This is a genomic window from Bradyrhizobium xenonodulans, assembly GCF_027594865.1.
GTDB lineage: Bacteria > Pseudomonadota > Alphaproteobacteria > Rhizobiales > Xanthobacteraceae > Bradyrhizobium > Bradyrhizobium xenonodulans.
This window is the reverse complement of record NZ_CP089391.1, coordinates 5,248,765-5,272,521: the sequence shown is the minus strand read 5'-3', so window position 1 is coordinate 5,272,521 and position 23,757 is coordinate 5,248,765. Positions and strand designations below refer to the sequence as shown.

25 protein-coding genes are annotated in these 23,757 nt (G+C 64.8%); 14 read left to right on the top strand and 11 right to left on the bottom strand.

Translation table 11 applies throughout. The features are described from left to right. Nucleotides 1-56 precede the first annotated feature (56 nt). Entirely contained in the window at nt 57-497 is a 441-nt protein-coding gene (flbT, locus tag I3J27_RS25235; RefSeq protein WP_270161578.1) for a flagellar biosynthesis repressor FlbT, read from the bottom strand. A gap of 325 nt (nt 498-822) precedes the next feature. Between flbT and I3J27_RS25230 the strand changes: the two genes are divergently transcribed. The 4 genes from I3J27_RS25230 (at nt 823) to I3J27_RS25215 (ending at nt 7,386) form a co-directional block, all read left to right on the top strand. Then, the gene (locus I3J27_RS25230; RefSeq protein ID WP_270161576.1) at nt 823-3,456 is read left to right on the top strand and encodes a DUF1522 domain-containing protein; all 2,634 of its coding nucleotides are present in this window, start codon (nt 823-825) and stop codon (nt 3,454-3,456) included. Nucleotides 3,457-3,716: 260 nt separating this feature from the next. Continuing rightward, nucleotides 3,717-6,353, top strand: coding sequence for a DUF1522 domain-containing protein (locus I3J27_RS25225; protein WP_270161574.1), 2,637 nt, complete (start codon nt 3,717-3,719; stop codon nt 6,351-6,353). 284 nt (nt 6,354-6,637) lie between these two features. Then, complete coding sequence (flaF, locus tag I3J27_RS25220) at nt 6,638-7,006, top strand: flagellar biosynthesis regulator FlaF (protein ID WP_270161571.1); 369 nt, start codon at nt 6,638-6,640, stop codon at nt 7,004-7,006. Nucleotides 7,007-7,020: 14 nt separating this feature from the next. Further along, the gene (locus I3J27_RS25215) at nt 7,021-7,386 is read left to right on the top strand and encodes a hypothetical protein (protein WP_270161569.1); all 366 of its coding nucleotides are present in this window, start codon (nt 7,021-7,023) and stop codon (nt 7,384-7,386) included. Nucleotides 7,387-7,389: 3 nt separating this feature from the next. Here I3J27_RS25215 and I3J27_RS25210 read toward each other — a convergent pair whose 3' ends face one another. The 4 genes from I3J27_RS25210 to I3J27_RS25195 all read right to left on the bottom strand — a co-directional run bounded on the left by I3J27_RS25210 (nt 7,390) and on the right by I3J27_RS25195 (nt 9,910). After that, complete coding sequence (locus I3J27_RS25210) at nt 7,390-7,749, bottom strand: hypothetical protein (RefSeq protein WP_270161567.1); 360 nt, start codon at nt 7,747-7,749, stop codon at nt 7,390-7,392. A 159-nt stretch (nt 7,750-7,908) separates the two neighbouring features. Continuing rightward, entirely contained in the window at nt 7,909-8,406 is a 498-nt protein-coding gene (locus I3J27_RS25205; protein WP_270161565.1) for a hypothetical protein, read from the bottom strand. A gap of 11 nt (nt 8,407-8,417) precedes the next feature. Continuing rightward, nucleotides 8,418-8,786, bottom strand: a complete 369-nt coding sequence (gene flgJ / locus I3J27_RS25200) for a flagellar assembly peptidoglycan hydrolase FlgJ (protein WP_270161563.1) — start codon at nt 8,784-8,786, stop codon at nt 8,418-8,420. Next, nucleotides 8,786-9,910: a flagellar basal body P-ring protein FlgI gene (locus I3J27_RS25195; protein ID WP_270161561.1), complete on the bottom strand. Its 1,125-nt coding sequence runs from the start codon at nt 9,908-9,910 to the stop codon at nt 8,786-8,788. Before I3J27_RS25195 ends, flgJ begins: the two co-directional genes overlap by 1 nt. A gap of 281 nt (nt 9,911-10,191) precedes the next feature. Between I3J27_RS25195 and I3J27_RS25190 the strand changes: the two genes are divergently transcribed. Then, on the top strand, nt 10,192-10,605 hold the full coding sequence (locus tag I3J27_RS25190; protein ID WP_270161559.1) for a flagellar assembly protein FliX: 414 nt from the start codon (nt 10,192-10,194) through the stop codon (nt 10,603-10,605). Between the two features lie 3 nt (nt 10,606-10,608). On the opposite strand, the gene I3J27_RS25185 is transcribed toward I3J27_RS25190, so the two are convergent. After that, the gene (locus I3J27_RS25185) at nt 10,609-10,980 is read right to left on the bottom strand and encodes a winged helix-turn-helix transcriptional regulator (protein ID WP_270161557.1); all 372 of its coding nucleotides are present in this window, start codon (nt 10,978-10,980) and stop codon (nt 10,609-10,611) included. 200 nt (nt 10,981-11,180) lie between these two features. Between I3J27_RS25185 and I3J27_RS25180 the strand changes: the two genes are divergently transcribed. The 3 genes from I3J27_RS25180 to I3J27_RS25170 all read left to right on the top strand — a co-directional run bounded on the left by I3J27_RS25180 (nt 11,181) and on the right by I3J27_RS25170 (nt 13,452). Further along, nucleotides 11,181-11,792, top strand: coding sequence for an NAD(P)-dependent oxidoreductase (locus I3J27_RS25180; protein WP_270161555.1), 612 nt, complete (start codon nt 11,181-11,183; stop codon nt 11,790-11,792). 215 nt (nt 11,793-12,007) lie between these two features. Next, a complete protein-coding gene (gene dksA / locus I3J27_RS25175; RefSeq protein WP_008554760.1) occupies nt 12,008-12,373 on the top strand; it encodes an RNA polymerase-binding protein DksA in 366 nt (121 codons plus the stop codon). A 269-nt stretch (nt 12,374-12,642) separates the two neighbouring features. Further along, complete coding sequence (locus I3J27_RS25170) at nt 12,643-13,452, top strand: phytanoyl-CoA dioxygenase family protein (RefSeq protein WP_270161536.1); 810 nt, start codon at nt 12,643-12,645, stop codon at nt 13,450-13,452. Between the two features lie 238 nt (nt 13,453-13,690). Here the strand turns inward: I3J27_RS25170 and I3J27_RS25165 are convergent, their stop codons facing one another. After that, nucleotides 13,691-14,089: a winged helix-turn-helix transcriptional regulator gene (locus I3J27_RS25165; protein ID WP_270161534.1), complete on the bottom strand. Its 399-nt coding sequence runs from the start codon at nt 14,087-14,089 to the stop codon at nt 13,691-13,693. A gap of 94 nt (nt 14,090-14,183) precedes the next feature. On the opposite strand from I3J27_RS25165, the gene I3J27_RS25160 reads away from it, so the two are divergent. From I3J27_RS25160 to I3J27_RS25150, 3 genes are all read left to right on the top strand, one after another. Next, a complete protein-coding gene (locus I3J27_RS25160; RefSeq protein WP_270161532.1) occupies nt 14,184-15,212 on the top strand; it encodes an SDR family oxidoreductase in 1,029 nt (342 codons plus the stop codon). A 93-nt stretch (nt 15,213-15,305) separates the two neighbouring features. Continuing rightward, nucleotides 15,306-16,085: a 2-keto-4-pentenoate hydratase gene (locus tag I3J27_RS25155; RefSeq protein ID WP_270161525.1), complete on the top strand. Its 780-nt coding sequence runs from the start codon at nt 15,306-15,308 to the stop codon at nt 16,083-16,085. Nucleotides 16,086-16,424: 339 nt separating this feature from the next. Beyond that, complete coding sequence (locus tag I3J27_RS25150; RefSeq protein ID WP_270161523.1) at nt 16,425-17,591, top strand: PcfJ domain-containing protein; 1,167 nt, start codon at nt 16,425-16,427, stop codon at nt 17,589-17,591. 133 nt (nt 17,592-17,724) lie between these two features. Here I3J27_RS25150 and flgH read toward each other — a convergent pair whose 3' ends face one another. The 4 genes from flgH to flgF are packed head-to-tail and all read right to left on the bottom strand — an operon-like array spanning nt 17,725 to nt 21,209. Further along, nucleotides 17,725-18,489, bottom strand: coding sequence for a flagellar basal body L-ring protein FlgH (flgH, locus tag I3J27_RS25145; protein WP_270161520.1), 765 nt, complete (start codon nt 18,487-18,489; stop codon nt 17,725-17,727). A gap of 3 nt (nt 18,490-18,492) precedes the next feature. Continuing rightward, nucleotides 18,493-19,632 (bottom strand): flagellar basal body P-ring formation chaperone FlgA, encoded by a 1,140-nt coding sequence (gene flgA, locus I3J27_RS25140; RefSeq protein WP_270161518.1) that lies wholly within the window; start codon nt 19,630-19,632, stop codon nt 18,493-18,495. Nucleotides 19,633-19,642: 10 nt separating this feature from the next. Further along, complete coding sequence (flgG, locus tag I3J27_RS25135; protein WP_270161515.1) at nt 19,643-20,431, bottom strand: flagellar basal-body rod protein FlgG; 789 nt, start codon at nt 20,429-20,431, stop codon at nt 19,643-19,645. 16 nt (nt 20,432-20,447) lie between these two features. Then, entirely contained in the window at nt 20,448-21,209 is a 762-nt protein-coding gene (flgF, locus tag I3J27_RS25130) for a flagellar basal-body rod protein FlgF (RefSeq protein WP_270161508.1), read from the bottom strand. Between the two features lie 381 nt (nt 21,210-21,590). On the opposite strand from flgF, the gene fliL reads away from it, so the two are divergent. Genes fliL through I3J27_RS25115 form a run of 3 tightly spaced genes read left to right on the top strand, consistent with a single transcriptional unit; the run spans nt 21,591 to nt 23,756 of the window. Next, complete coding sequence (gene fliL, locus I3J27_RS25125; RefSeq protein WP_270161505.1) at nt 21,591-22,091, top strand: flagellar basal body-associated protein FliL; 501 nt, start codon at nt 21,591-21,593, stop codon at nt 22,089-22,091. Nucleotides 22,092-22,110: 19 nt separating this feature from the next. After that, the gene (gene fliM / locus I3J27_RS25120) at nt 22,111-23,313 is read left to right on the top strand and encodes a flagellar motor switch protein FliM (RefSeq protein ID WP_270161504.1); all 1,203 of its coding nucleotides are present in this window, start codon (nt 22,111-22,113) and stop codon (nt 23,311-23,313) included. After that, a complete protein-coding gene (locus tag I3J27_RS25115) occupies nt 23,310-23,756 on the top strand; it encodes a DUF6468 domain-containing protein (RefSeq protein ID WP_270161500.1) in 447 nt (148 codons plus the stop codon). The genes fliM and I3J27_RS25115 overlap by 4 nt, the downstream gene beginning before the upstream one ends. Nucleotide 23,757 lies beyond the last annotated feature (1 nt).

Genomic DNA, 23,757 nt, shown 5'->3' with positions numbered 1-23,757 from the left:
CGACAACGGCCCCGGAGATGATCCGGGGCCGTTGTCGTTCAGAGCGCTCGGATGGATCAGGCGGCCGAGCTGACGTCGTGCTTGCCCGCTTCGTCCTTGGGATGCGTGGCCTCGAACTGGCTCCGCAGCTTCTCCTCATAGGCGATCAGCTTGCGGGCATCCTTCAGCGCGCGATAGAGATCGCCGCTCATGATGTTGTTGTTGATGTCTTCGATGATCGGCCAGGCGCTCGGCACCGCGGTGACGATGTCGCGCACCAGGTTGAAATAGGTGCCGTGCTGGGTCTGCGGATCCGGCGAGATGTACATGAGCTGGACCGCCAGGTAGACGAGCTTGGCCGGCGTGTCGGCCGTCTCCGGCGTCAGGATATCGCGCTCGCGCAGGATCGGCACGTTATCGCCCTCGATCAGAAATCGGGCGCGCTGATCCGTGTTGGTGATCACGCAATTGCCGACGATGATGCGTTCGTGGGGCCTGAGCTCGACCTTGAGGGCCATACCTGTTCTCCGTCAACTCGTGTTCCGATGAGCGGCCGTTGCGCCCCGGCAGATAATGGTGCCGAACCCTGATTTGGCGGCAATCGTTGCCGAATATGGTTAACGCGGCGTAAACGCCTCCCGTATCAGCAGAAATCGCGAGCAATCTCAACGGAGTGCGATCCGCCGCGCGGCCGTGTCCAGGGCGCGAAGCAGGTCCGGCGACGAGGTTGGCTGGAAAGTGCCGGCTTCATTTCACCCTTTCTTAGAGCCTTGGAGGCAGGTTTCCGCGGTCGCTTGGTCAGAAGTGCCAGGCAAGACGCGTAGCTACCAGAAAGGTAACATCATGTCCGGTATCGTTCTCTCCTCGTCGGTTCGTCAGAACCTGCTCTCCCTCCAGTCCACCGCCGACCTGCTCGCCACCACCCAGTCCCGTCTGTCGACCGGTAAGAAGGTGAACTCGGCGCTCGACAATCCCACCAACTTCTTCACCGCCCAGGGTCTCGACAACCGCGCCGGTGACATCAACAACCTCCTCGACGGTATCGGCAACGGCGTGCAGGTTCTGCAGTCCGCCAACACCGGCATCACCTCGCTGCAGAAGCTGGTCGATTCCGCCAAGTCGGTCGCCAACCAGGCACTCCAGACCACCACGGGCTATTCGGCCAAGTCGAACGTCTCGGCGTCGATCACCGGCGCGACCGCGTCCGATCTGCGCGGCACGACGAGCTTCACCAGCGCGACCGGCACCAGCAACGTGATCTATGACGGCACCGCGGGCGGCACGACCGCTGCGTCCCTCACCGACACGCTCGGTGGTCTCGCCGGCTCGGCCGTCGCCGCCGCCGCTGCCACCGGAACGACCTACGTCAACGCGACCACCACGGGCACTGTCATCAACGCGGCCACCACGTCGGCAACGGTGTTGAGCACGGCCAACGGCGGTGCCTTGATTGCGGGCAATGCGTTCGCGGTGAACGGCAAGACGATCACCTTCACGACGTCCGGCGCCGCCGCTGCGGATGCCAACGGCAATTACACGATCGGTATCGACCAGACGGTCGGCAACCTGCTTACAACCGTCGATGCGATCACGGGCAACACGACCAACGCATCCAGCGTGAACGGCAGTGGCGCGCTCGTGCTCAACACCGGTCTGAATGCGAACATTGCTCTGACCGATACGTCGGCCGGTACCCTCGCAAAGCTCGGCCTGGCGACTTCGAATACCGCGACGCGCACCACCGGTGCGGGCGCCAACATCAGCGGTACCACGAAGCTGTTTGCGGCGACCGGTGGCCTCGCGGTGTCGAGCACCGCCTCGACATTCGCTGACGGGGATACGCTGAGCGTGAATGGCAAGACCATCTCGTTCAAGGCGCAGGCGGCTCCGACGACTGCTCCCACCGGCTCCTCGCTGGTCGGCAACAACGTCGTCACCGACGGCTCCGGCAATTCGATCGTCTACCTCGGCACCAGCGCGACCTCGACCACCGCCACGGTTGGTGACGTGCTCGGTGCGATCGACCTGGCCAGCGGCGTTGCCTACAACAATGGCGGCACCGTGACGGCCAACGCCGGCCAGACCCTGTCGAGCATCTCCGCGGGCGTCACCACGCTCAAGTCGTCGACGGGTGCTGATCTCAACGTGTCGGGCAAGGCCGACGCGCTGAAGGCCCTCGGTCTGACGACCGCGTCAGGCTCCGGTACTGCGATCGTGAGCGCTTCGCGCACCACGAGCGCCGCCACCCTCGGCTCGCTCGTCCAGGATGGCTCGACGCTGAACGTCAACGGCAAGGTCATCACCTTCAAGAACGCCCCGACCCCGGCTGCTTCGGCGAGCCACACCGGCATCAGCGGCAATGTCGAGACCGATGGCCTCGGCAACTCCACCGTCTACCTGCAATCGGCGACCGTTGCCGACCTGCTGAAGGCCGTGGATCTCGCCAGCGGCGTGCAGACGGCGACCCTGGCTGCAACGGGTGCCACCCTGACCACGGCAACCGGTGCGGCGAACTCTTCGCTCAGCGCCAGCGGCACGCTCAAGCTCAGCACCGGCGTCAACTCCGACCTGTCGATCACCGGCACCGGCAACGCGCTGGCCGCCTTCGGCCTCAACGGCACCACCGGCAACGCCACCGCCTTCTCGGCGGCGCGTGACTCGGCTGCCGGCGGCGTCAACGGCAAGAGCCTGACCTTCACCTCCTTCAACGGCGGTACGGCGGTCAACGTCACCTTCGGCGACGGCACCAACGGCACGGTCAAGACGCTCGACCAGCTCAATGCTTCGCTGAAGGCCAACAACCTGAACGCGACGCTGGACTCCACCGGCAAGCTGACGATCTCGGCGAGCAACGACTACGCTTCGTCGACGCTCGGTGATGCAGTCTCCGGCGGCGTCATCGGGGGCTCCCTGACCACCGCCCTGAGCTTCTCGACGGCGACTGCTCCGACCGTCGACGCCGGCGCTCAGAGCACCCGCGCCAACCTGGTGAAGCAGTTCAACGACATCCTGTCGCAGATCAACACGACTGCCCAGGACGCTTCGTTCAACGGCGTCAACCTGCTGGGTGGCGACACCCTGAAGCTGGTGTTCAACGAGACCGGCAAGTCGACCTTGAGCATCACTGGCGTGACCTTCGACTCGGCCGGCCTCGGCCTGGCGAACCTGACCCAAGGAACCGACTTCATCGACAACGCAGCCACCAACAAGGTGCTCACCAGCCTCAACGCTGCCTCGAGCACACTGCGTACGGAAGCGTCGGCTCTGGGTTCGAACCTGTCGATCGTGCAGATCCGTCAGGACTTCAACAAGAACCTGATCAACGTGCTCCAGACCGGCTCGTCCAACCTGACGCTGGCCGACACCAACGAGGAAGCGGCCAACAGCCAGGCGCTGTCGACCCGCCAGTCGATCGCGGTGTCCGCGCTGTCGCTGGCTAACCAGTCGCAGCAGAGCGTGTTGCAGCTGCTCCGCTAATCCGCGGCAGCAATCACCTAACAGATATGGCGGCGGGGCTTCGGCCCCGCCGCTTTTCTTTTGGGCGGGGAGCTCGCAGGGAGAGGGCGTTTCGTCCCCGATCCAGGGCCGGGCGCAGCGTTAACCCTCCGTTAACCGTACCGCTTAAGCCGGCGTTAACCATACTTTAAAGGAGACCCCCTACAACTGGACAAAAGCTCGTTCTGGAACTCGGCGAGCCCTGATTCGTATCCGGTGTCGCTTCAAGAGGAAGACCCGCAATGTCCAACATCGTTCTTTCGGCCTCGGTTCGTCAGAACCTGTTGTCGCTCCAGTCGACGGCCGATCTCCTGGCCACGACGCAGCAGCGCCTGGCGACGGGCAAGAAGGTCAACACGGCCCTCGACAACCCCACCAACTTCTTCACGGCGCAGGGGCTGGACAACCGCGCCAGCGACATCAGCAACCTTCTCGACGGTATCAACAACGGCGTGCAGGTGCTGCAGGCCGCCAATACCGGCATCACCTCGCTGCAGAAGCTGATCGACAGCGCGAAATCGATCGCCAACCAGGCGCTCCAGACCACCGTCGGCTACTCGACCAAGTCGAACGTCTCGACCACGATCCCGGGTGCGACGCCCGCTGACCTGCGCGGCACCACCAGCTTCACGAGCGCAATTGCCTCCAGCAACGTGCTGTACAACGGCACGGTCGGCGGCACGACCGCAGCGACCCTCACGACCACGCTCGGCGGCACCCCCGGCACCCTGGCCGGCGCCGCGGCGACGGGCACGACCTACGTCAACGCAGCCACCACTGGCTCGGTCATCAACGCGGCCACCACTTCTGCAACGGTGTTGAGCACGGCCAACGGCGGTGCCTTGACTGCGGGCAATGCGTTTGCCGTGAACGGCAAGACGATTACCTTCACGGCATCCGGCGCCGCTGCTGTGGATGCCAACGGCAATTACACGATCGGTATCGACCAGACGGTCGGCAACCTGCTTTCAACCGTCGATGCGATCACGGGCAACACGACCAACGCATCCAGTGTGAACGGTAGCGGTGCACTTGTTCTGAACACCGGTCTGAATGCGAATATTGCCTTGACCGATACGTCGGCCGGCACCCTCGCAAAGCTCGGCTTGACGACTTCGAACACTGCCACGCGCACCACGGCGCCGATTGCCGCCGGCAGCATCAGCGGAACAACCACGTTGTTCGGCGCGACCGGTTCCCTGGCGACGTCCTCGCCCTATGCCGATGGCGACACCTTCACCGTGAACGGCAAGTCCATCACGTTCAAGACCTCGGCCCTTCCGGCCAGCCTGCCCGCGGGATCATCGCAGGTCGGCAGCAACGTCGTCACCGACGGCTCGGGCAATTCGACCATCTATCTCGGCGCCAGCACGACCTCGACCGCCGTCACCGTCAACGACGTCCTCGGCGCGATCGACCTCGCCAGCGGCGTTGCCTACAACAACGGCGGCACCGTCACGGCCAATGCCGGCCAGACCCTGTCGAGCATCGCGGCGGGCGTCACTACGCTCAAATCGTCGACGGGCTCCGACCTCAGCCTGTCCGGCAAGGCCGACCTGCTCAAGAGCTTCGGTCTGACGACATCGAGCGGCGGCGGCACCGTCAGCATCACCGCCCCCCGCGTCACCGGACCGACCAGCCTTGCTTCGCTGGTGCAGTCGGGCTCGACCCTGAATGTCGACGGCAAGGTCATCACCTTCAAGGATGCACCGACACCGACCGCGGCCTCCGTCGGATCCACGCTCGGCGTGTCCGGCAACGTCGTGACCGACGGCAACGGCAACTCCACCGTCTATCTCCAGCAGGGAAGCGTCGCCGACGTCCTGAAGGCGATCGACTTCGCGACCGGCGTGCAGACCTTCACCCTCAACGGCAATGGCAGCGGCACCCTGGCAACCGCGGCCGGCCAGACCAATTCCACCATCGCGCCGAGCGGAGCGCTGAAGATCTCGACCGGCATCAATGCCGACCTCGCGATCACCAGCACCGGCAATGCGCTCCCCGTTCTCGGCCTCGCCGGTAACACCGGCACGGCCTCGGCCTTCACCGCGTCCCGCAATTCGGGCGTCGGCGGTATCAGCGGCAAGACCCTGACCTTCACCGCCTTCAACGGCGGTACGCCGGTGAACGTGACCTTCGGCGACGGCACCAATGGTACGGTCAAGACGCTGAACCAGCTGAACGTCGCGCTGCAAGCGAACCACTTGACGGCCACGATCGACGCCAACGGCGTGCTCACGGTCACCACCGTCAACGAATTCGCGTCCTCGACGCTGGGGTCCCTGACCGCCGGCGGCGCGATCGGCGGCACGATCACCGGCACGTTGACGTTCTCGACGGCCCAGCCGCCGGTCGAGGATCCGGTCGCGCAGACGGCGCGCGCGAACCTCGTCAACCAGTTCAACAACATTCTGCAGCAGATCGACACGACGTCGCAGGACGCGTCCTTCAACGGCGTCAACCTGCTCAACGGCGACACGCTGAAGCTCGTCTTCAACGAAACCGGCAGCTCGACGCTCGGTATCAACGGCGTGGTCTTCAACGCCGCGGGTCTCGGCCTCAGCAGCCTCGTCAGCGGCACCGACTTCATCGACAACGGCGCGACCAACAGGGTGCTGACCAGCCTCAACGCGGCCTCCAGCACGTTGCGCTCGCAGGCCTCCGCGCTCGGTTCCAACCTTTCGATCGTGCAGGTGCGCCAGGACTTCTCCAAGAACCTGATCAACGTGCTGCAGACCGGCTCGTCCAACCTGACGCTGGCCGACACCAACGAGGAAGCGGCCAACAGCCAGGCGCTGTCGACTCGCCAGTCGATCGCGGTGTCCGCGCTGTCGCTGGCCAACCAGTCGCAGCAGAGCGTGCTGCAGCTGCTCCGCTAATCCGGAAGCTCGCTCGTCGAGATATCGCGGCGGGGCTAATGCCCCGCCGTTGTTTTGAGGAAGATCGCTAAGACAAGATTAGCCGCAATCGACGTGGCGATACGAAGCAAGTTTACAGCGTGCACGCACGCATCTAACCTTGCGGCGAGGAAGAACTCTGCGGCCCGTATTTGTCCGGAGTGCTTCCAATCACTCACGTAAGCAAATCTTAAGCGGTGCTGCCTAGGGTTGGGAAACAAATCCTTAAGCCTGTGCAACGGGCGAGGTAACCTCCAGGGTGATCAATGTCGAGTTCTGCTGCTTCAGCCTATGCGCGTGTAGCCACGGCCACTGCGTCTCCTCGTGACGTTGAAGCGCAGACGCTGCTGAAGGCGGCCAACAAGCTCCAGGACGCGATGAACAGCGCCGATCCGCTCAGCGAGCAGACCATGCAGGCCCTGATGTTCAACCGCAAGCTCTGGACGATCTTCCTGAGCGAGGCGATGCGCGACACCAATCCGCAGCCGCTCGACGTCCGGCAGAAGATCGCCAACATCAGCGTGTTCGTGCTGAGCCAGACCGCTGCGCTGCAGCTCGCCCCGCAGTTCGATCACTTCCGTCCGCTGATCGAGATCAACCGCAACATTGCTGCCGGCCTGTCCGGCAGGTCGTAAGCGGGAGCCGCGCCGTGGCCGACGTCCTGAGCATCCTGTCGAGCTCGTACAAGGCGGCCGGGCTGTCGGTGCCGAGCAAGACCAAATACGTCGCGGTCGACCCGACGCTCTACCAGGGCTCGTGGAGCGGCAAGTATTCCGACGGCAAGAAGTTCTCGATCAGCATCTCGCAGGTCGACGGCTTTCGCGCCCAGGTGCACTACGAGAGCGGCGCGACGTCCCAGTACCAGCAGGTGCTGATCAAGGACTCCTCGTTCAAGTTCGGCAATACGAAGTTCACCCTGACCGGTGCCGGCCAGGCCCAGGTCAAGAACGTCGTCACCGATCCCGCGACCGGCTCGACCTATCTCGACACCGCCGTCGCCACGCGCGCGACGTGAGCGTCAGGCGCTGACGTCCGTGCTGAGCGGGCGCGAGGGCTGGGACTTCAGATCCTCTGCATGGAAATAGGCCCGCCGGCGCAGCATGGCTTCGTCGGGGAACTGATTGACCACCGCGTCGGTCCTGTCGTTGACGACCTGGAACACGAAGGATGCGGCCGCCTGGTCGAACACGACCTGGCGCGAGACGTTTTCGTGGTTCGGCAAATCGTTGCGCACGGGCGCGCTGGTATCGCCCGCGGCGACCGTCTGGCTCACCGGCAAATCAGTTTGCACGGCCTCGTTCGCCGCCGAATTCGACGTCGTCACGATCTGCGCGGGGGCCGGGATCCCCACCGGCCTGATGCTGAAATCTGTACTCATGGGCAGCCTCCTGGTTGCCTAGTCGTGAGTCAAATCCCAACCCCTCTCAATACGCAACCATGGAACACCAGGACTGAAGACCCGGTAAGGAAACGTGACTAACCGCGCGACGACATCGCCGCGCGATTTTTCGTAAAATTGAATGCAGTTTTCGCGTGCTCAGAGCGAGCGGCTGACCGCGAGCGGGGTGATGTGGCGCGGTCCTGGCGCCGCGCGGCGACCGGCAGCCGTATAGGTGTTCGGCACGTTGCGCTTCTGGATCTCGGCGTTGACGCCGCGCACGACGCTCTCGGAGACCGCGTGTGCGGTCGCAAGCACGGTGAGGTTGACCTGGAGCATCGCGCGGAACGCGTCGTGGTGCCGATGCAGCGTCGAGAGCAGCTCGGGCGCGGATTTCGCGAGCTGGGCCTGGTTCGCCTTCAACTCGCTGACGGCGACGACATAGTTCCTCGACAGCTCCTGCTTCTTGCCCTCGAGCGTCACGGCCTCGCGGACCTTGCCGGCACGAACGAGCTCGGTCTCGCGCTCGATCAGCCCGAGCAGCGCGCTCATCGCATCCATGAGCTGCTCGGCGACCTTGCGCGCCTCGGCACTGCCGGGCGCGGTGTTCTGGCGTTGCGCTTGCATCGGCTGACGTGAGGCGTTGAAGTGGTTCATCTCGGTTGACCTTATGCCGTGCGGATCGTTTTCGCCTGCTGCATGATCAGGGTGCGGTAGACTTCGGTGGCGACGCCGACGCCGCCGGCCTGGGCGAAGTTCTTGGAATATTGCTCGGTGAGCATCGAGCGCCACACGCCGGTGCCGGGCGTGTCGCCGAACGGGCCTTCGCCCTTCAGGCTAGACGTCATCTGCGAGAACATGCTGTTGAGGAACATCGCCTCGAAATCGGTCGCGGTCTTCTGCGCCTTGGCCTGCTGCTGCGGCGAGACCTTTTGCAGGGCGCTCGCGAGCTCGAAGTCGGGGCGGCCGTTGCGGCTCTCGACCGAGAAGGCGGAGGAGGTGGCGACGCGCGGGGTGTTGATCGTGCCGGCCTGCATCACATCACCTCGATGTCGGCTTCGATCGCGCCGGCGGCCTTGATCGCCTGGAGGATGCTGATGAGATCGCGCGGGCCAATGCCGAGGCCGTTGAGGCCGTCGACGAGCTGCTGAAGCGAGACGCCGTCCTTGACGACGGCGAACTTCTTGCCGTCTTCGGTGACGCTGACGCCGGTGCGCGGCGTAACCACGGTGCGCCCCCGCGATAGCGGGTTGGGCTGGCTGACCTGCGGGCTTTCCGAGATCGTGACGGTGAGGTTGCCTTGCGCGACCGCGACGGTGGCGACGCGGACGTCGCGACCCATCACGATGATGCCGCTGCGCTCGTCGATGACGATCTTCGCCGCGAGATCGGGATCGACCTGGAGCTGCTCGATCTCGGTGAGAAAGGCAACGACGTTACCCTTGAACTCCGGCGGGATCGAAAGCTGCACCGTCGAGGGATCGATCGGCTCGGCGGTCTTGACGCCGAGATAGTCGTTGATCGCGGCCGCAATCCGCTTGGCCGTGGTGAAGTCGGCGTTGCGCAGTGCCAGCCGCACGTTCGGAAGCCGGTTCAGCGCGAACTCGATCTCGCGCTCGATGATGGCGCCGTTGACGATGCGGCCGACGGTCGGAACACCGCGCACGATCTTCGCAGCTTCGCCCTCGGCCTGAAAACCCGAGATCGCGAGCGAGCCTTGTCCGACCGCGTAGACGTTGCCGTCGGCGCCGAGCAGGGGGGTGACCAGCAGGGTGCCACCGCGCAGATCCTTGGCATCGCCGAGCGCGGAGACGGTGACGTCCATGCGGGTGCCCTGGGTGGCGAAGGCTGGCAGATTGCCCGTCACCATCACGGCGGCGACGTTGCCGGTGCGGATGGTGGCGCCGCGGATGTTGACGCCCATGCGCTCGAGCATCGCTTGCAGCGACTGCTTGGTGAAGGGGATGTTGTTGAGCGTATCGCCGGTGCCGTTGAGGCCGACGACGAGGCCGTAGCCGATGAGCTGGTTCTGCCGCACGCCCTCGATGTTGGCGAGGTCCTTGATGCGCGATGTCGCGCTTGCCGACGTGACCGAGAGCGCCAGCGCTGACAGCGCGGCGCAGGCCACCCCAACAATCCTCACCCAACGAACGCCTGGCATCTCTGCTCCCCAAGCCTCCTCAAAAGGCTCCTCAAATCTCGGACCAACCCCGACACTCCCATGTCGAGCTGGTCCGACGCTGTCCTTGCGAGGGCTGTGCCAACGCGGGGCAGAGGGGTTACGCGGTTGAATAGGTTGAATAAATCTGTTTCCACCGGCGTCAGCGGGCGTTCGCCGTGAGGAGCGAAACTGCCGCCTGTCGGCAGATTTTGCCGGGCTGTTTACGGCCCGTTAACCATAAAACGGCGAATGTGGCGCATCGATCACCCGGATTGCTTCCGATGCGCATCTATGGACCGAACGGCACCACGCTTGGAACGCCGGCCAGCCAGGCCAGGCGGACGAGCTCCGGCACCTTCGTGCTGCCGGATACCGCGTCGGCGCAGGAGACGCGCAGTGCCGCCGCACCGAAGGCCGCCGCGAACATCGATGGGCTGCTCGCGCTGCAGGGCGTCGAGGAGGATCCGGTCGAGCGCCGCAAGCGCTCGGTCGCCCGCGGCAAGACCGCGCTCGACGTGCTCGACGATCTCAAGATGGGCCTCCTGTCCGGCAATCTCGACGCATCGACCGTGATGCGGCTGCGCGATGCGGCGGCGAATTTGAAATCGTCCTCGGGCGACGCGGGTCTTGATTCCGTGCTCTCCGAGATCGAGCTGCGCGTCGAGGTCGAGCTCGCGAAGGCCGGGCAGGCGTAGCGCCTACGCCGCTTCATCCTTCTGCTGCGCGTCATAGCGGCGCTGGGCGGCCAGCACGTCTTTCAGATTCTGCTCGGCCCAATCGCGCAGCGGATCGACGGCGGCGGCGAGCGTCAGCCCGAGCTGCGTGATCGAATATTCCACCGTCACAGGCACGGTCGCGATGGCATGGCGCTTGATCAATCCGTCGCGTTCGAGCGACTTGAGAACCTGGCTCAGCATCTTCTGCGAAATGCCTTCAATCGTGCGGCGCAACTGATTGAAGCGCATCGGCTCCTCGCGCAGCAGCAACAGGATCAGCACCGCCCATTTATCGCCGACGCGGTCGAGGATCTGGCGTGTGGGGCAGTTCGCTGCATAGACGTCTGGCTTCATCGTCGGGTCCTCACGATCCTTTCAAGTCGTTTGCAAGCCGTCTGCAAGTCGTTTGCCATTCAAGTCGCTTGCCGTCGCGCGCACCGGCCGGGACCGGGTTACTCCTGCGTAATCAGGTAAGCACAAAGTGCTCTCTTAACACCAGCATTCTTTGCGATATCTAGTAACTGCTAGTTACCACAGAAGCAAAGGAGCCTTCCATGAAAATCGCAGTCGCCGGCGCCTCGGGCCGGGCCGGGTCGGAAATCACCAAGGAACTGTCCCGTCGCGGCCACGCCGTCACGGCCATCGCCCGGAACCCCGAGAAGATCGCGGCCCTGCCAAACGTCACGCCCACCAAGGGTGACGTGCTCGATCAGGCCGGTCTTGCCAAGCTCTGGGCCGGGCACGACGTCGCTGTGAGTTCCGTGCACTTCCTGGCCAGCGATCCGCTCAAGCTGATCGGCGCGGCAAAGGAGTCCAAGGTCGGCCGTTATCTGGTCGTCGGCGGAGCCGGCAGCCTCGAGGTCGCCCCGGGCGTGAAGCTGGTGACGACTCCCAATTTTCCGGCCCAATACAAGGCCGAAGCGGAGGCGGGCGGTGCCTTCCTCGACCTGCTGCGGCAGGAAAAGGAGCTGAACTGGACCTTCATCTCGCCGTCGGCGCTGTTCGTCGAGGAGGAGCGTACGGGCAAGTTCCGGCTCGGGACCGATCAGCTTCTCGCAGATGCGAACGGCAAGAGCTGGATCAGCTTCGCCGACTACGCCATCGCGCTGGCCGACGAGATCGAGCGGCCGGCCCATCCGAGGCAGCGTTTCACGGTCGGCTACTAGGCCTTCGGCCGCCTCCAAGCCCTCCAGGATAAACCTTCCTGTGCAAGGGTTTGGGGGCGCCAGCCGGCGGCTCAGGGAAACATTGTCTGTCACGGGAGGCCACTATATAAGCCCCGGCTCAACGGACCCTGTTTCCGTTGCGAGTCGTTGCTTAGACAGATAGGCCGCCCTTGGAAAAGTTGAAAAACTACCGACCGACCGAAAAAGAGCCTTTCATGAACGACCGGCAGAAGGAGTACTTCCGTTTGAAGCTCCTCGCCTGGAAGGATGAGATCCTCAAAGAGTCCAAGCTCACCCTGCAAGCCTTGCAGGAGGAGAACGTGAACCACCCCGATCTTGCCGATCGGGCATCGTCCGAAACCGACCGCGCCATCGAACTCCGCGCCCGCGACCGCCAGCGCAAGTTGATCGCCAAGATCGACGCCGCGCTCCAGCGTATCGAGGACAACACCTACGGCTATTGCGAGGACACCGGCGAGCCGATCTCGTTGAAGCGGCTCGAAGCCCGGCCCATCGCGACGCTCTCGGTGGAGGCGCAGGAGCGCCACGAGAAACGCGAGAAGGTCTATCGCGACGAATAGAATCCGAGCCGCAGCGATGCGGCTCTTTGTTTTTGGGCTCCCGGTGCCGCTTGAGCGCCGCTGTTTTGGCGCGTAAACTCGCGCCGCCATGATGATTTGCACTCTCAATATCGCTTCGGTCTTCTTCCTGGGCTGATCCCGCTTCCGCACGGAAGCGCTGATCGACCCCGCCGGCTTTCGCGCGCGGGATTCCAGTGAACCGAATGAGCCGGCCAGGTTCCGCATGACGCGGACCGACGATTGCTGGCGACAGCTTGAGAGAGACAATCATGACCGCCCCCGACGACGCGTGTGCGCTGAGCGCTGCGCAAATCCAGCAATTCATCGAACAGGGCTTTGTCCGCATCGACAACGCCTTTCCCCGCGAGCTCGCAGAGCAGGGCCGTGCCATCTTGTGGCGCGATCTGCCCTGCAGGGAGCACGATCCGTCGACCTGGACGCGCCCGGTGATCCGGCTGTCCGGTTATGGCAATCCGCCATTTCCGGAGATCGCCAACACGCCGGTGCTGCATCGCGCGTTCGACCAGCTGGTCGGCGTCGGTCGCTGGCGGCCGCGCAGGGACATCGGCGGCACCTTTGCGGTGCGCTTCCCGCACCCCGATGATCCCGGCGACGCCGGTTGGCATATCGACCTCAGTTTTCCCGGCGAGGATTGCGATCCTAACGAGCGGCACGAATTCTCGGCGTGGCGGGCCAACATTGTCTCGCGCGGTCGGGCGCTATTGATGCTGTTCCTGTTCTCCGATGTCGGCGAGAACGATGCGCCGACGCGGATAAGGGTCGGCTCGCACATGCCGATGGCGCGGTATCTCGCGCCTGCGGGCGAGGCCGGACGGTCGCGCATGGTGCTGGACGAGATGGGCGCCGATTGCCCGATCGCGCTGGCGACCGGCGACGCCGGCACGGTTTATCTGTGTCACCCTTTCCTGGTGCATGCCGCGCAAAGGCATCGCGGAAAAACACCACGCTTCATGGCGCAGCCGGATTTGCCTCCGGCCGAACCGTACCGGCTCGACCGTAGCGATGGCAGCTACTCGCCGGTCGAGATCGCGATCCGGATGGCGCTGGATTACGCCTGAGGCGAGCAGCTTCGGTCCTCGTGTCGTGGCGCCGCTTCAGGCGCCACGACATGATGTGCATCCGCGCGATCGCGAAAAGTGAATCGCGATCAATGGGCTAGAGCCCATTCCTCCGAGCTCACGTGAGTTCGGATGAGAAACAGCCTTTACTTCAGGTGGGGCGAGTTTTGCGAGTCGCATCAACGAGATCGGCTCGGATGCTGAGACGCTGATCCAGCAGCTTCACGCATCGCTGCAATCAGGCCCGTGGGGACGCCACGAGGCGCGCTTCCCCATAAAGCCTGGACCAGCTCAATATTTCCTTAAACGCCGGCAGCAGGCCGTAGGCCGCGTCCGTCAGCTCATACTCCACCCGCAGTGGCTTCTCCGCGAAGGCGGTGCGCGACACCAGCCCATCCTGCTCGAGCTCGCGCAGCTGCGTGGTCAGCATGTGCTGGGTGATGCCGCCGATCGATCGCCGCAACGCGCCGAACCTGATAGCGCCGTTCATCAGAGCGAACAGGATCTCCAGTTTCCACTTGCCGCCGAGCGCGTGGATGGCGCGCTTGAAGTCGGCGAGCAGGGCAGGGTCGGGGCTGCAATCGCAGTCGCCGTCGCAAACGCTGGTCAGGTTTTCCATACTGGTCTCGAAATCCATTCTACTTGTTCCCCCGGGAGATAGTGACCAGATGCCGCCTTGAGCAGGGCGGCGGAACCAGTTTGCCGGCCTGCCCAGTCAGGGGAATTTGGCAATGAGCACTGTTCTGGTCACCGGCGGATCCGGCTTCGTCGGCATCCATGTCATCGTGCAACTTCTGGCCGCCGGCCATACGGTGCGGACGACGGTGCGCCGGCCGGACCGGCAGGCCGACGTGCTGGCGATGCTGCGCGAAGGCGGGGCGGCGTCGCCCGAAAGCCTGTCCTTCTTTACCGCGGACCTCACCGCCGACGACGGCTGGCGCCAGGCGGTGACGGGTTGCGACTATGTGCTCCATGTCGCCTCGCCATTGTCGACCAGTGTGCCCAAGGACGAGAACGAGATGATCATCCCGGCCCGCGACGGCACGTTGCGGGTGCTGCGGGCCGCGCGCGAGGCCGGCGTCAGACGCGTCGTCATCACCTCGTCGCTGGGTGCGATCGGCTATGGCCATAAGCCGCGCGAAAAACCGTTCGACGAGACCGACTGGACCAATCTGGATGGCGCGGACCTGCAGCCGTACATCAAGTCCAAGACGCTGGCCGAGCGGGCGGCCTGGGATTTCGTCGCGCGCGAGGGCGGTGGGCTCGAATTGTCGGTGATCAACCCCGCCGGCATTTTCGGTCCGGTGCTGGGGCCGGACTTCTCCGGCTCGATCGAGATCGTCAAATCGCTGCTCGACGGCGCCATGCCGGCGGTGCCGCGGGTCTATTTCGGTGTGGTCGACGTGCGCGACGTCGCCGATCTGCACCTGCGGGCGATGATCGCGCCCGAGGCGAAGGGGGAACGCTTCATCGCGGTCTCCGGCGAGACGATGTCGATCCTCGACATCGCCAGGGTGCTGCGGCGGGAACTGGGACCTCGGGCGCGTCGGGTTCCGCGGCTCGAGGCGCCGGACTGGCTGGTGCGGCTCGCTGCCAACCGGATTCCGCTGCTGCGCGCGGTTGTGCCGATGCTCGGAAAGGTGCGGCATTCCAGCAGCGCCAAGGCGCGCGCGCTGCTCGGCTGGCAGGCCCGTTCCAACGACGAAACGATCCTCTCGACAGCCGAGAGCCTGATCCGGCTCGGCCTCGTCAAGAACTGAGGGCGCCCTTGGGCCGTTTGGCCCGCGCTTGTCACGCCCCGGCGGGGATGCTGAAGTGCCGACCTCGATTGTGATGCGTGGGAGGCGGCGCCGATGGACAATATTCTCAAAGCCGCAAAGGCAATTGCGCTCGCGCGCCGCAACCACGCCCCGCTCGCGGCGCTGGATCACCCGCCCGCCGACGAAGCCGAGGGCTATGAGGTCCAGCGCGCGCTGCACGACCTCCTGCTGCCGCATGTCGGGCCGCTGGTCGGTTACAAGATCGGCTGCACCAGCCAGGTGATGCAGGACTATATCGGCATCCCGCATCCTTGCGGCGGCGGCGTATTCCAGAAGGGCGTCCACGACAGCGGCGTGAAGCTCGCCGCCTCCAATTATGTCCGGGTCGGCGTCGAATGCGAGATCGCGGTGCGGCTGAAGCGGGACCTTGCGGCCGGCGAGGCGCCATTCACCGCCGAATGGGTCGGCGAGGCCGTTGAAAGCTATCATCCGGCGATCGAGATCGTCGACGACCGCTATGTGAAGTGGGAGACGATGGGCGCACCGACGCTGATCGCCGACGACTTCTTCGCCGCCGGCTGCGTGCTGGGTGAGGTGGTGCCGCGCTCGTCGGTGCCGGACCTGAAATCGGTCAAGGGCCGCGCGATCGTCAATGGCGAGGAGGTCAGCCACGGCACCGGCGCCGACGTGCTCGGCCATCCCCACAACGCCCTCGCCTGGCTCGCCAACCATCTCGCCGCCGAGGGCAAGGGGTTGCACGCGGGACAGCTCGTGCTGACGGGAAGTCTCGTCAAGACGCTGTGGCTGAACGCCGGCGACAAGGTGCGGATGGAGCTGGACGGGCTGGGGACGGTGGAGGCGGAGTTTACGTGACTTCTCTCGGCCGTCATTGCGACGAGCTCTTGCGACGAAGCAATCCAGAGTCTTTCCTCTGAGGCAGTCTGGATTGCTTCGCGTCGCTCGCAATGACGGAGTATGCGGCCGCAGCGTTGCCAAAATGTCGCGAGCCTCTCTCGCGATGCGCAGTTTCTAGGTCCATCAGACCGAGACATCTTGCGCGCGCTGGCGATCGGGTATATGAGCCCCCTCCCATTCAACCTGCGCGTTCAACAATGAGGAGACCAGCCGTGAACAGTCTGTGGCGATCGACACGCTCCGTGCCGACGCTCTCAGTGCGTCCGGCTGACAGTCATCCAATCATGTTGAACGACAATGGCCCATTCATTGATTCAGCGCCGGCGGGAGGCCGAGCGCGCGCGGGTTGAAGCCTACGAGCTGTCGCTGCGGCATGTGTCTCAGCGGACGCGCCCTCCACCGGATTTCGAGACTGCGATCTACGAGGCCAAGCGTGGCTTCGAGGCCGACATCGTGCGCGATGCCGAGGCCTGGAAGCCGCGGATGAAGACTCGTGATGCCGCGCGTCTTCGTCTTACCGCGGCCCGCTATCTCTTCGCGCGCTATCCCGTCGCAGAACATCTGGAGCAGATCTGGGTCGACGGCGCGGGACTGGGCGCGGACGAGATCCGTTTGCGCAAGCGCTGGTACATCGCGGCGGCCGGTGGTGGTTCGCTCTACGGTGCCGGTGCGGCCGAGTGGCTGTCTCGCAAGGAGGTTCATGCGTTCCTCAATCCCATGGGGGACGTCGGCTTCGAGGCTGCGATCTGGCAGGCGATTGCGCGATCCCATGCGAACGATCCGGGCGTTGCGCTGCGGATCGCGCGCACCAGGATCACGCAGACGCCGCGCGCTCAGCATCGCTTCTGGCGCGAGGTGGTGCGCTTCTTCTGCGCGCATCCCACCACGGTCGAGGACATGGATGACTTCCACGATTACCTCGCCGATTGCCACCGGCGTGATCCGGAGTACACCCTCAAGGGGCGTTCACTGATCTCGCTTGGCCGGCAGATGCGCGAATGGCATCGCGATCTCGATGCGATCGCTCGCATCGAGGCCGCACGCCGTCGCGCCGAGGCTGCGCGAAACCGTGCGCGAGGGCTGGCAGTAGCATCCGAGCAGATCGAGGACCGTTGGCTCGGTGCAGCGATCGCGGACTGGTCATGGACGACGTCGTCCAAGGACCGGGCCAAGCGTGAGGAGTATGTCGTGGTCCAGTTGCGGACCGCGGACGCCCTCGTGGCCGAAACGCGGGGCATGCGTCACTGCGTCGCCAGCTACGCGACAAAGTGCATTGCCGGGCACGCGTCGATCTGGTCGCTCCGTCGCCGTGCCGCGGGCAGTGTCCAGCGGCTGCTGACCATCGAACTGGATCCCCGTTTCAGGGCGGTTCAGGTTCGCGGGTTTGCAAACCGCCCGCCGCTCGCGGAGGAGAGCAAGATCCTCGCGCGGTGGGCGCAGGCACGCGGGATCATGCTCTTGTGAGAGTTGCCTGCGCCGCTTCAGGCGGCGCAGGCAAAATACATGCGGCCCTTGCCAGGGGAGCTAGCAAGGGCCGCGTCGTACATCGTCGTTCGCGCCTAGGTTCGCGAACACGATGTGGGAGCTCGGGAGAAGCTCAGAAGGGCAGCAGCACGTCCATGACTTGCTGGCCGTAGCGCGGCTGCTGCACGTCCATGATCTGGCCGCGGCCGCCATAGGCGATGCGGGCCTGCGCGATCTTGGTGGAATCGATGGTGTTGTCGCTCTGGATGTCCTCGGGGCGGACGATGCCGGCGACCACGAGCTCGCGGATCTCGTAGTTGACGCGGATTTCCTGCTTGCCCTCGACCACGAGGTTGCCGTTCGGCAGCACCTGGGTGACGACGGCGGCGACGTTCGTCTGCAAGGCTTCCGTGCGGTTGACCGAGCCCTTGCCATCGCTGGAGGCGGAGGAGTCGGCGGTGAGGATGCGGCCGGGCAGCACCTTCTGCGCCTGCGCGCCGAGCGTCTTGGCGCCGATGAAATCGGTGATCCCCGAATCTTCCGAATTGGTGCGGCTGCGCTGGGTCTCGTTGGAGAGGTTGGCCTTGTCGGTGATGTTCACGGTCACGGTCAGAAGGTCGCCGATCTGGTGGGCGCGCTGGTCCTTGAAGAAGGCGCGGCTGCCGCTGCGCCACAGCGAGTTCGGATTGTAGGAGGCGACTTCGGGCTTCGGCATCGGCATCTGCACCGGCTTGTAGCCGGGCTGCGTCGTCGGATTGTCGATCGCCGACAGTTTCGGTTGCTCACCGATCTGCGACAGGCGGTCGATCGAGGAGCAGCCGCCCAGCGCGCAAGAGGCCAGCAGCAGGGCAGAGATCGCGATGCGACGAAGACGAAAAGCCGAACTGAACGAGGACATGACTTACTCTGACTTGGCTGGAGCTTGCGAAACGCGAGTTTGCGGGATCTGGGCTTGTGCGACTTGAGCTTGCGACGCAGGGGCCTGGACCAGTTTACGGATGAGGGCATCGGTGTTGACGGGAGCGGGTGCCTCGTCACGCTTGAGCGAGGAGGTCTGCTCGACGGCGGCCACCATCGGCGTGGACTGGCTGGCGCCCTGCACCGTCACCTGGCCGCGGCCGGTGACGACGCCGGTCAGTGTGCGCTTGGTCTGGAGGTTGAGGACGCTCACGGTGTCGCCCTCGGCGCCGCTCTCGATCGCCTTGCCGCGGGTGGTGAGGTAGATTCCGGGGACCTGGTAGATGACGGTGACGCTCTGGTCGCGCAGCACGAAGTCGGGCTTGACGATGTCGGCAACACGGATCGGCGTGCCCGAGCGCATCGGCCGGCGCAGCTGCATGCCGATGGTGCGGTCGCGCGAGGCGGGCTCGCCGGTGACCTCGGCCTTCGGCCGGCGCTCCAGCGCGATGTCGGAAGATTTCAGGAGATCGGCGCGGTCGATGTCGCGCGTCAGCACGGCGACTTCCACCGTCTCGATCGCGGTGCCGGTGAAGCGCAGCTTGGTCGGCGTCGGATTGTGGTCGTTGTTGATCTCGAAGGCGACGTCGAACCGGCCGTTGCGCGCGTCGTAGCGGGTTGCGATCGGCTGCAATGCGCCGGTGTTGGAGGCATCGAGCCGCATGTCGGCGATGCCGCGGTCGAAGGTGACGTTGATGTTGGCGGCGTCGCCGAGGCCGAAGCGGCGCTCGAGCGCCGAGGCCACCGCGGTTTCGAGGTCCTTGCTCGCGAGCGTCCGGGCGAGGCGGGTGACCTGGACCTCGGTGATGTCGCCGGTCATCACGCCGATGACCTGCTTGGCGCGCAACACGCTCAGCACCTGCGCGACCGGCAGCGCGCCGGTGGTGCCGAGATCGGGCGAGCGGTAGACCGCGATCAGCGCGGCCGAGCCGGCATTGTCGATGAGATCGCCGACCCGCACCACGTCCGCGGTGACGGTGACGCTGGCGCGCAGCGTCGGGGCCGCGATGAAATCGTCGGCGGCCTGCGCCGGCAGCGCCAGCGCGAGCAGCGCGGAGATCGTGGCGATTGTAGTGCGGATCATCGTCATTACCTCAGCGGAACAGCGCCGTGGTCGATTGCATCATCTGGTCGGCGGCGCTGATGACCTTGGCGTTCATCTCGTAGGCGCGCTGGGCGGCGATCAGGTCGCTCATTTCCGAGACGACGTCGACATTGGCCTGCTCCAGGCTGCCCTGCGTGATCTTGCCGTAGCCTTCGGAGTTCGCGGTGCCGTCCTGCGGCGCGCCGGACGACGGCGTCTCGGTGAACTGGTTGTTGCCGACCGGCTGAAGGCCGGCCTTGTTGATGAAGCGGGTGACGCCGAGCTGGCCGACGATGGTCGAGGTCGACGAGCCCGGCAGCGTCACCGAGACCTGGCCCTGCTCGCTCACGGCAAGGCCCGAGGCGTTGTTCGGGATGGTCATGGTCGGCTGCACCGGGTTGCCCTGCGCGGTGACGACGCGGCCCTGATTGTCCATCTGGAAGGTGCCGTCGCGGGTGTACTGATAGCTGCCGTCGGGCATCAGGATCTTGAAGAAGCCTTCGCCCGAGAGCGCGAGGTCGAGGTCGTTGCCGGTCTGCGACAGCGTGCCCTGCGTCATGCTGCGCGGCGTGCCCACGGTCTTGACGCCGCCGCCGATGTCGACGCCGACCGGCAGGATGGTGCCCTGGTCCGAGGCCTGCGCGCCGACGCGGCGGACGTGCTCGTAGATCAGGTCCTGGAACGACGCGGTCTGCTTCTTGAAGCCGGTGGTGCGCAGGTTGGCGATGTTGTTGGAGATCACCTGAACGTTGAGTTCCTGTGCCGCCATTCCGGTTGCTGCGGTGTGAAGCGCCTGCATGTCAGTTCTCCTTCAATCAGGCCGGAACGTCGGCGAGCTTCTCGATCGCCGATTTGTGCATATCGCTCTGCTGCTGGAGCAGGTTGGCGATCGCGGTGTAGCTGCGCATGACTTCGACCATGCGGCTCATCTCGCCGACCGAGTTCACGTTCGACTTCTCGACATAGCCCTGCTGCACGGTGGACTTGGTGGCGGCCTGCTGGGTGGCGGAGCCGGCGGCGTAGAGGTTGGCGCCGAGCTTGGTCAGCCGGGCCGGATCGTCGAACGACACCATGCGGATCTTGCCGCGGATCGAATCGGTCTTGGCCGTGCCCTCGAGCACCGTGATGGTGCCGTCCGGCGCGACGTTGATGTCGTGGTCGGTCGGCTGGAACGTGATCGGGCCGCCGGTGCCGAGCACGAGGTTGCCGTCGGAGGTGACGAGCTGGCCGGTGCTGTTGAGCGAGAATTTGCCGTCGCGGGTGTAGCGCTCGCCGCCATTGGCCTGCACAGCGAAATAGGCGTCCCCGGTGATCGCCATGTCGAGCGGGTTCTTGGTCATCTCCATCGGCCCCGGACCGGTGTCGCGGAAGGTGCCGCGGTCCTGCACGTAGGAGACCCGGCGGTCGGACGCGATGAAATTGTCCTCACGCGCGTTCGAGTTGAGGAATTCCTCGAACAGCGAATGGTCGGCCTTGAAGCCGTTGGTGTTGGCATTGGCGACGTTGTTGGCGATGACATCCATCTGCCGTTCCAACGTCATCTGCCGTGACAAGCCGATCAGAAGCGCGTTCTGCATCGGAAATCTCCCCTGAGTGAGCCTGCCACCTCGCTCTCCCAAGCGCCTTGGCCGACCCCGTGAACGAGACTGTCGGGTTCTCCCAAACCCTCCGGTCTCGGTCCTTTCTCAGCGAAAGCCGTGCCAACTCATAAAATTGCGTGATTTCAACATCTTGTCGGTTTTTGACGGGTGTGGGGAGGCGGCAGAAAGGTTCTGTTGACCATGTTTGCCCGGCAGATTTTTCCTAGCTGACGCCCAATCGAAAGAAACCGTTAACCATTATTACCGTAGCGTTTGCGTGCAAGAGGAGCGCGTTGCGCTGGGGCATTCGTATCGCGTCACTGTCTGCCAGGAGGCTTCGCTCTTTCGACCCTTATGAGATGAGCGGGCCCGTCGACCATGGCAGAGAACGAAGCTGAAGGCGGCGCAGCCACTGAGGGCGCAGAAGCCGCTCCGCCGAAGAACAAGCTCAAGCTCATCATCATGGCCGTCGGCCTGCTCGCCGTGCTCGGCGGCGGTGCTGCGACCTGGTTCTTCTTCTTCCGCCATGGCGACGACGAGCATCACGCCGAGGCGGCGCCGCCGCCGAAGCCGCCGGCCTTCGTCGACGTGCCCGACATCATGGTCAACCTCGCCGGCGCGCCGGGCGAGCGCGTGCAATATCTGAAGCTCAAGATCGTGCTGGAGCTGAAGGAAGAGAAGCAGATCGAGGCGATCAAGCCGACGATGCCGCGCATCACCGACATCTTCCAGACCTATGTGCGCGAATTGCGCTCCTCCGACCTCAACGGCTCCGCCGGTGTCTTCCGCCTCAAGGAAGAGCTGACCAAGCGCGTCAACGCGGCGGTTTCTCCGGTCCAGGTCAGCGCGGTGCTGTTCAAGGAAGTCGTGATCCAGTGAGCATGATGGGCTAGGGATCATGGCAGGCACCGACCAACCAGACCAGGATGCAATTGCCGCCCAATGGGAGGCCTCGCTCGATTCCGAGGATCCCGCGGAGGCCGCGAAGGCTGCTGCCGAAAACGAACTATCCGAGACCATGGCCCTGCAATGGGCGGCCATGGTCGAGGACGGCAGCCGCGATCTCGGAAGCGGCAAGAACTCCGGCGAGCGGGTGCTGTCGCAGGAGGAGATCGACAACCTCCTCGGCTTCACCGTCGGCGACGTCACGCTCGACGACCATTCCGGCATTCGCGCCATCATCGATTCGGCGATGGTGTCCTACGAGCGTCTGCCGATGCTCGAAATCGTCTTCGACCGCCTGGTGCGGCTGATGACGACCAGCTTGCGCAATTTCACCTCCGACAACGTCGAAGTCTCGCTCGACCGCATCACCTCGGTCCGTTTCGGCGACTACATGAACTCGATCCCGCTGCCGGCCGTGCTCACCGTCTTCAAGGCCGAGGAGTGGGAAAACTTCGGCATGGCGACGGTCGATTCCAGCCTGATCTACTCGATGATCGACGTGCTGCTCGGCGGCCGCCGCGGCTCGAGCCAGCTCCGCATCGAGGGCCGGCCCTACACCACGATCGAGACCGAGCTGGTCAAGCGGCTGGTCGAAGTGGTGCTGGCCGACGCCGAGCAGGCGTTCCGGCCGCTGTCGCCGGTGACCTTCACGATCGACCGGCTCGAGACCAATCCCCGTTTCGCCGCGATCAGCCGCCCCGCCAACGCCGCGATCCTGGTGCGCCTGCGCATCGACATGGAAGATCGCGGCGGCAACATCGAGCTGCTGCTGCCTTATGCGACCATCGAACCGATCCGGGGCGTCCTGCTCCAGATGTTCATGGGCGAAAAGTTCGGCCGCGACCAGATCTGGGAAGGCCATTTCGCCACCGAGATCAACCAGGCCGAAATCGCCGTCGATGCCGTGCTCTACGAGGCCGACATTCCGCTCAAGCAGCTGATGCGGCTCAAGGTCGGCGACACGCTGCCGCTCGAGATGCGCGCGGATGCCGCCGTGACCGTGCGCTGCGGCGACGTCACCCTCACCGAGGGGCGGATGGGCCGGGTCGGCGACCGCGTCGCCATAAGGGTGACGAAACCCTTGCGCAAGCCAAGTACGACACTTGCGATGTTTGAAAAGGTCGACGAGCAGAACAAGATGATGGAGGCCCCATGAACCACTCCCTGGGAATGGCGATCGAGACGCTGGTGGCTATCCTGCTGATGCTGACGATCGTCTACTGCGTCATGCTCAACAAGCGGCTGACGCGGCTGAAGGCGGACGAGCATTCGCTGAAGGCGGTGATCGGCGAGCTGATCACCGCGACCGAGATCGCCGAGCGGGCGATCGGCGGGCTGAAGCTCGCCGTGCGCGACGTCAACGAGAACCTCGGCAGCCAGCTCGCCGCGGCGACGCAGATGTCGGACCAGCTCTACAAGCAGCTCGGCGAAGCCGACAGCGTGGTGCGGCGCCTGTCCAAGATCGCGATCGCCGCGCGCCCCGTGACGAGCCCGGAAACGGTTGCGCCGCCGACGGCCAAGCCTTCATCGGCGAAGGCGGTGGCGGCTGCGGCCGAAGCCTTCTCCGAGCGCCGACGATCCAACGGTCTTGCCGCATAAA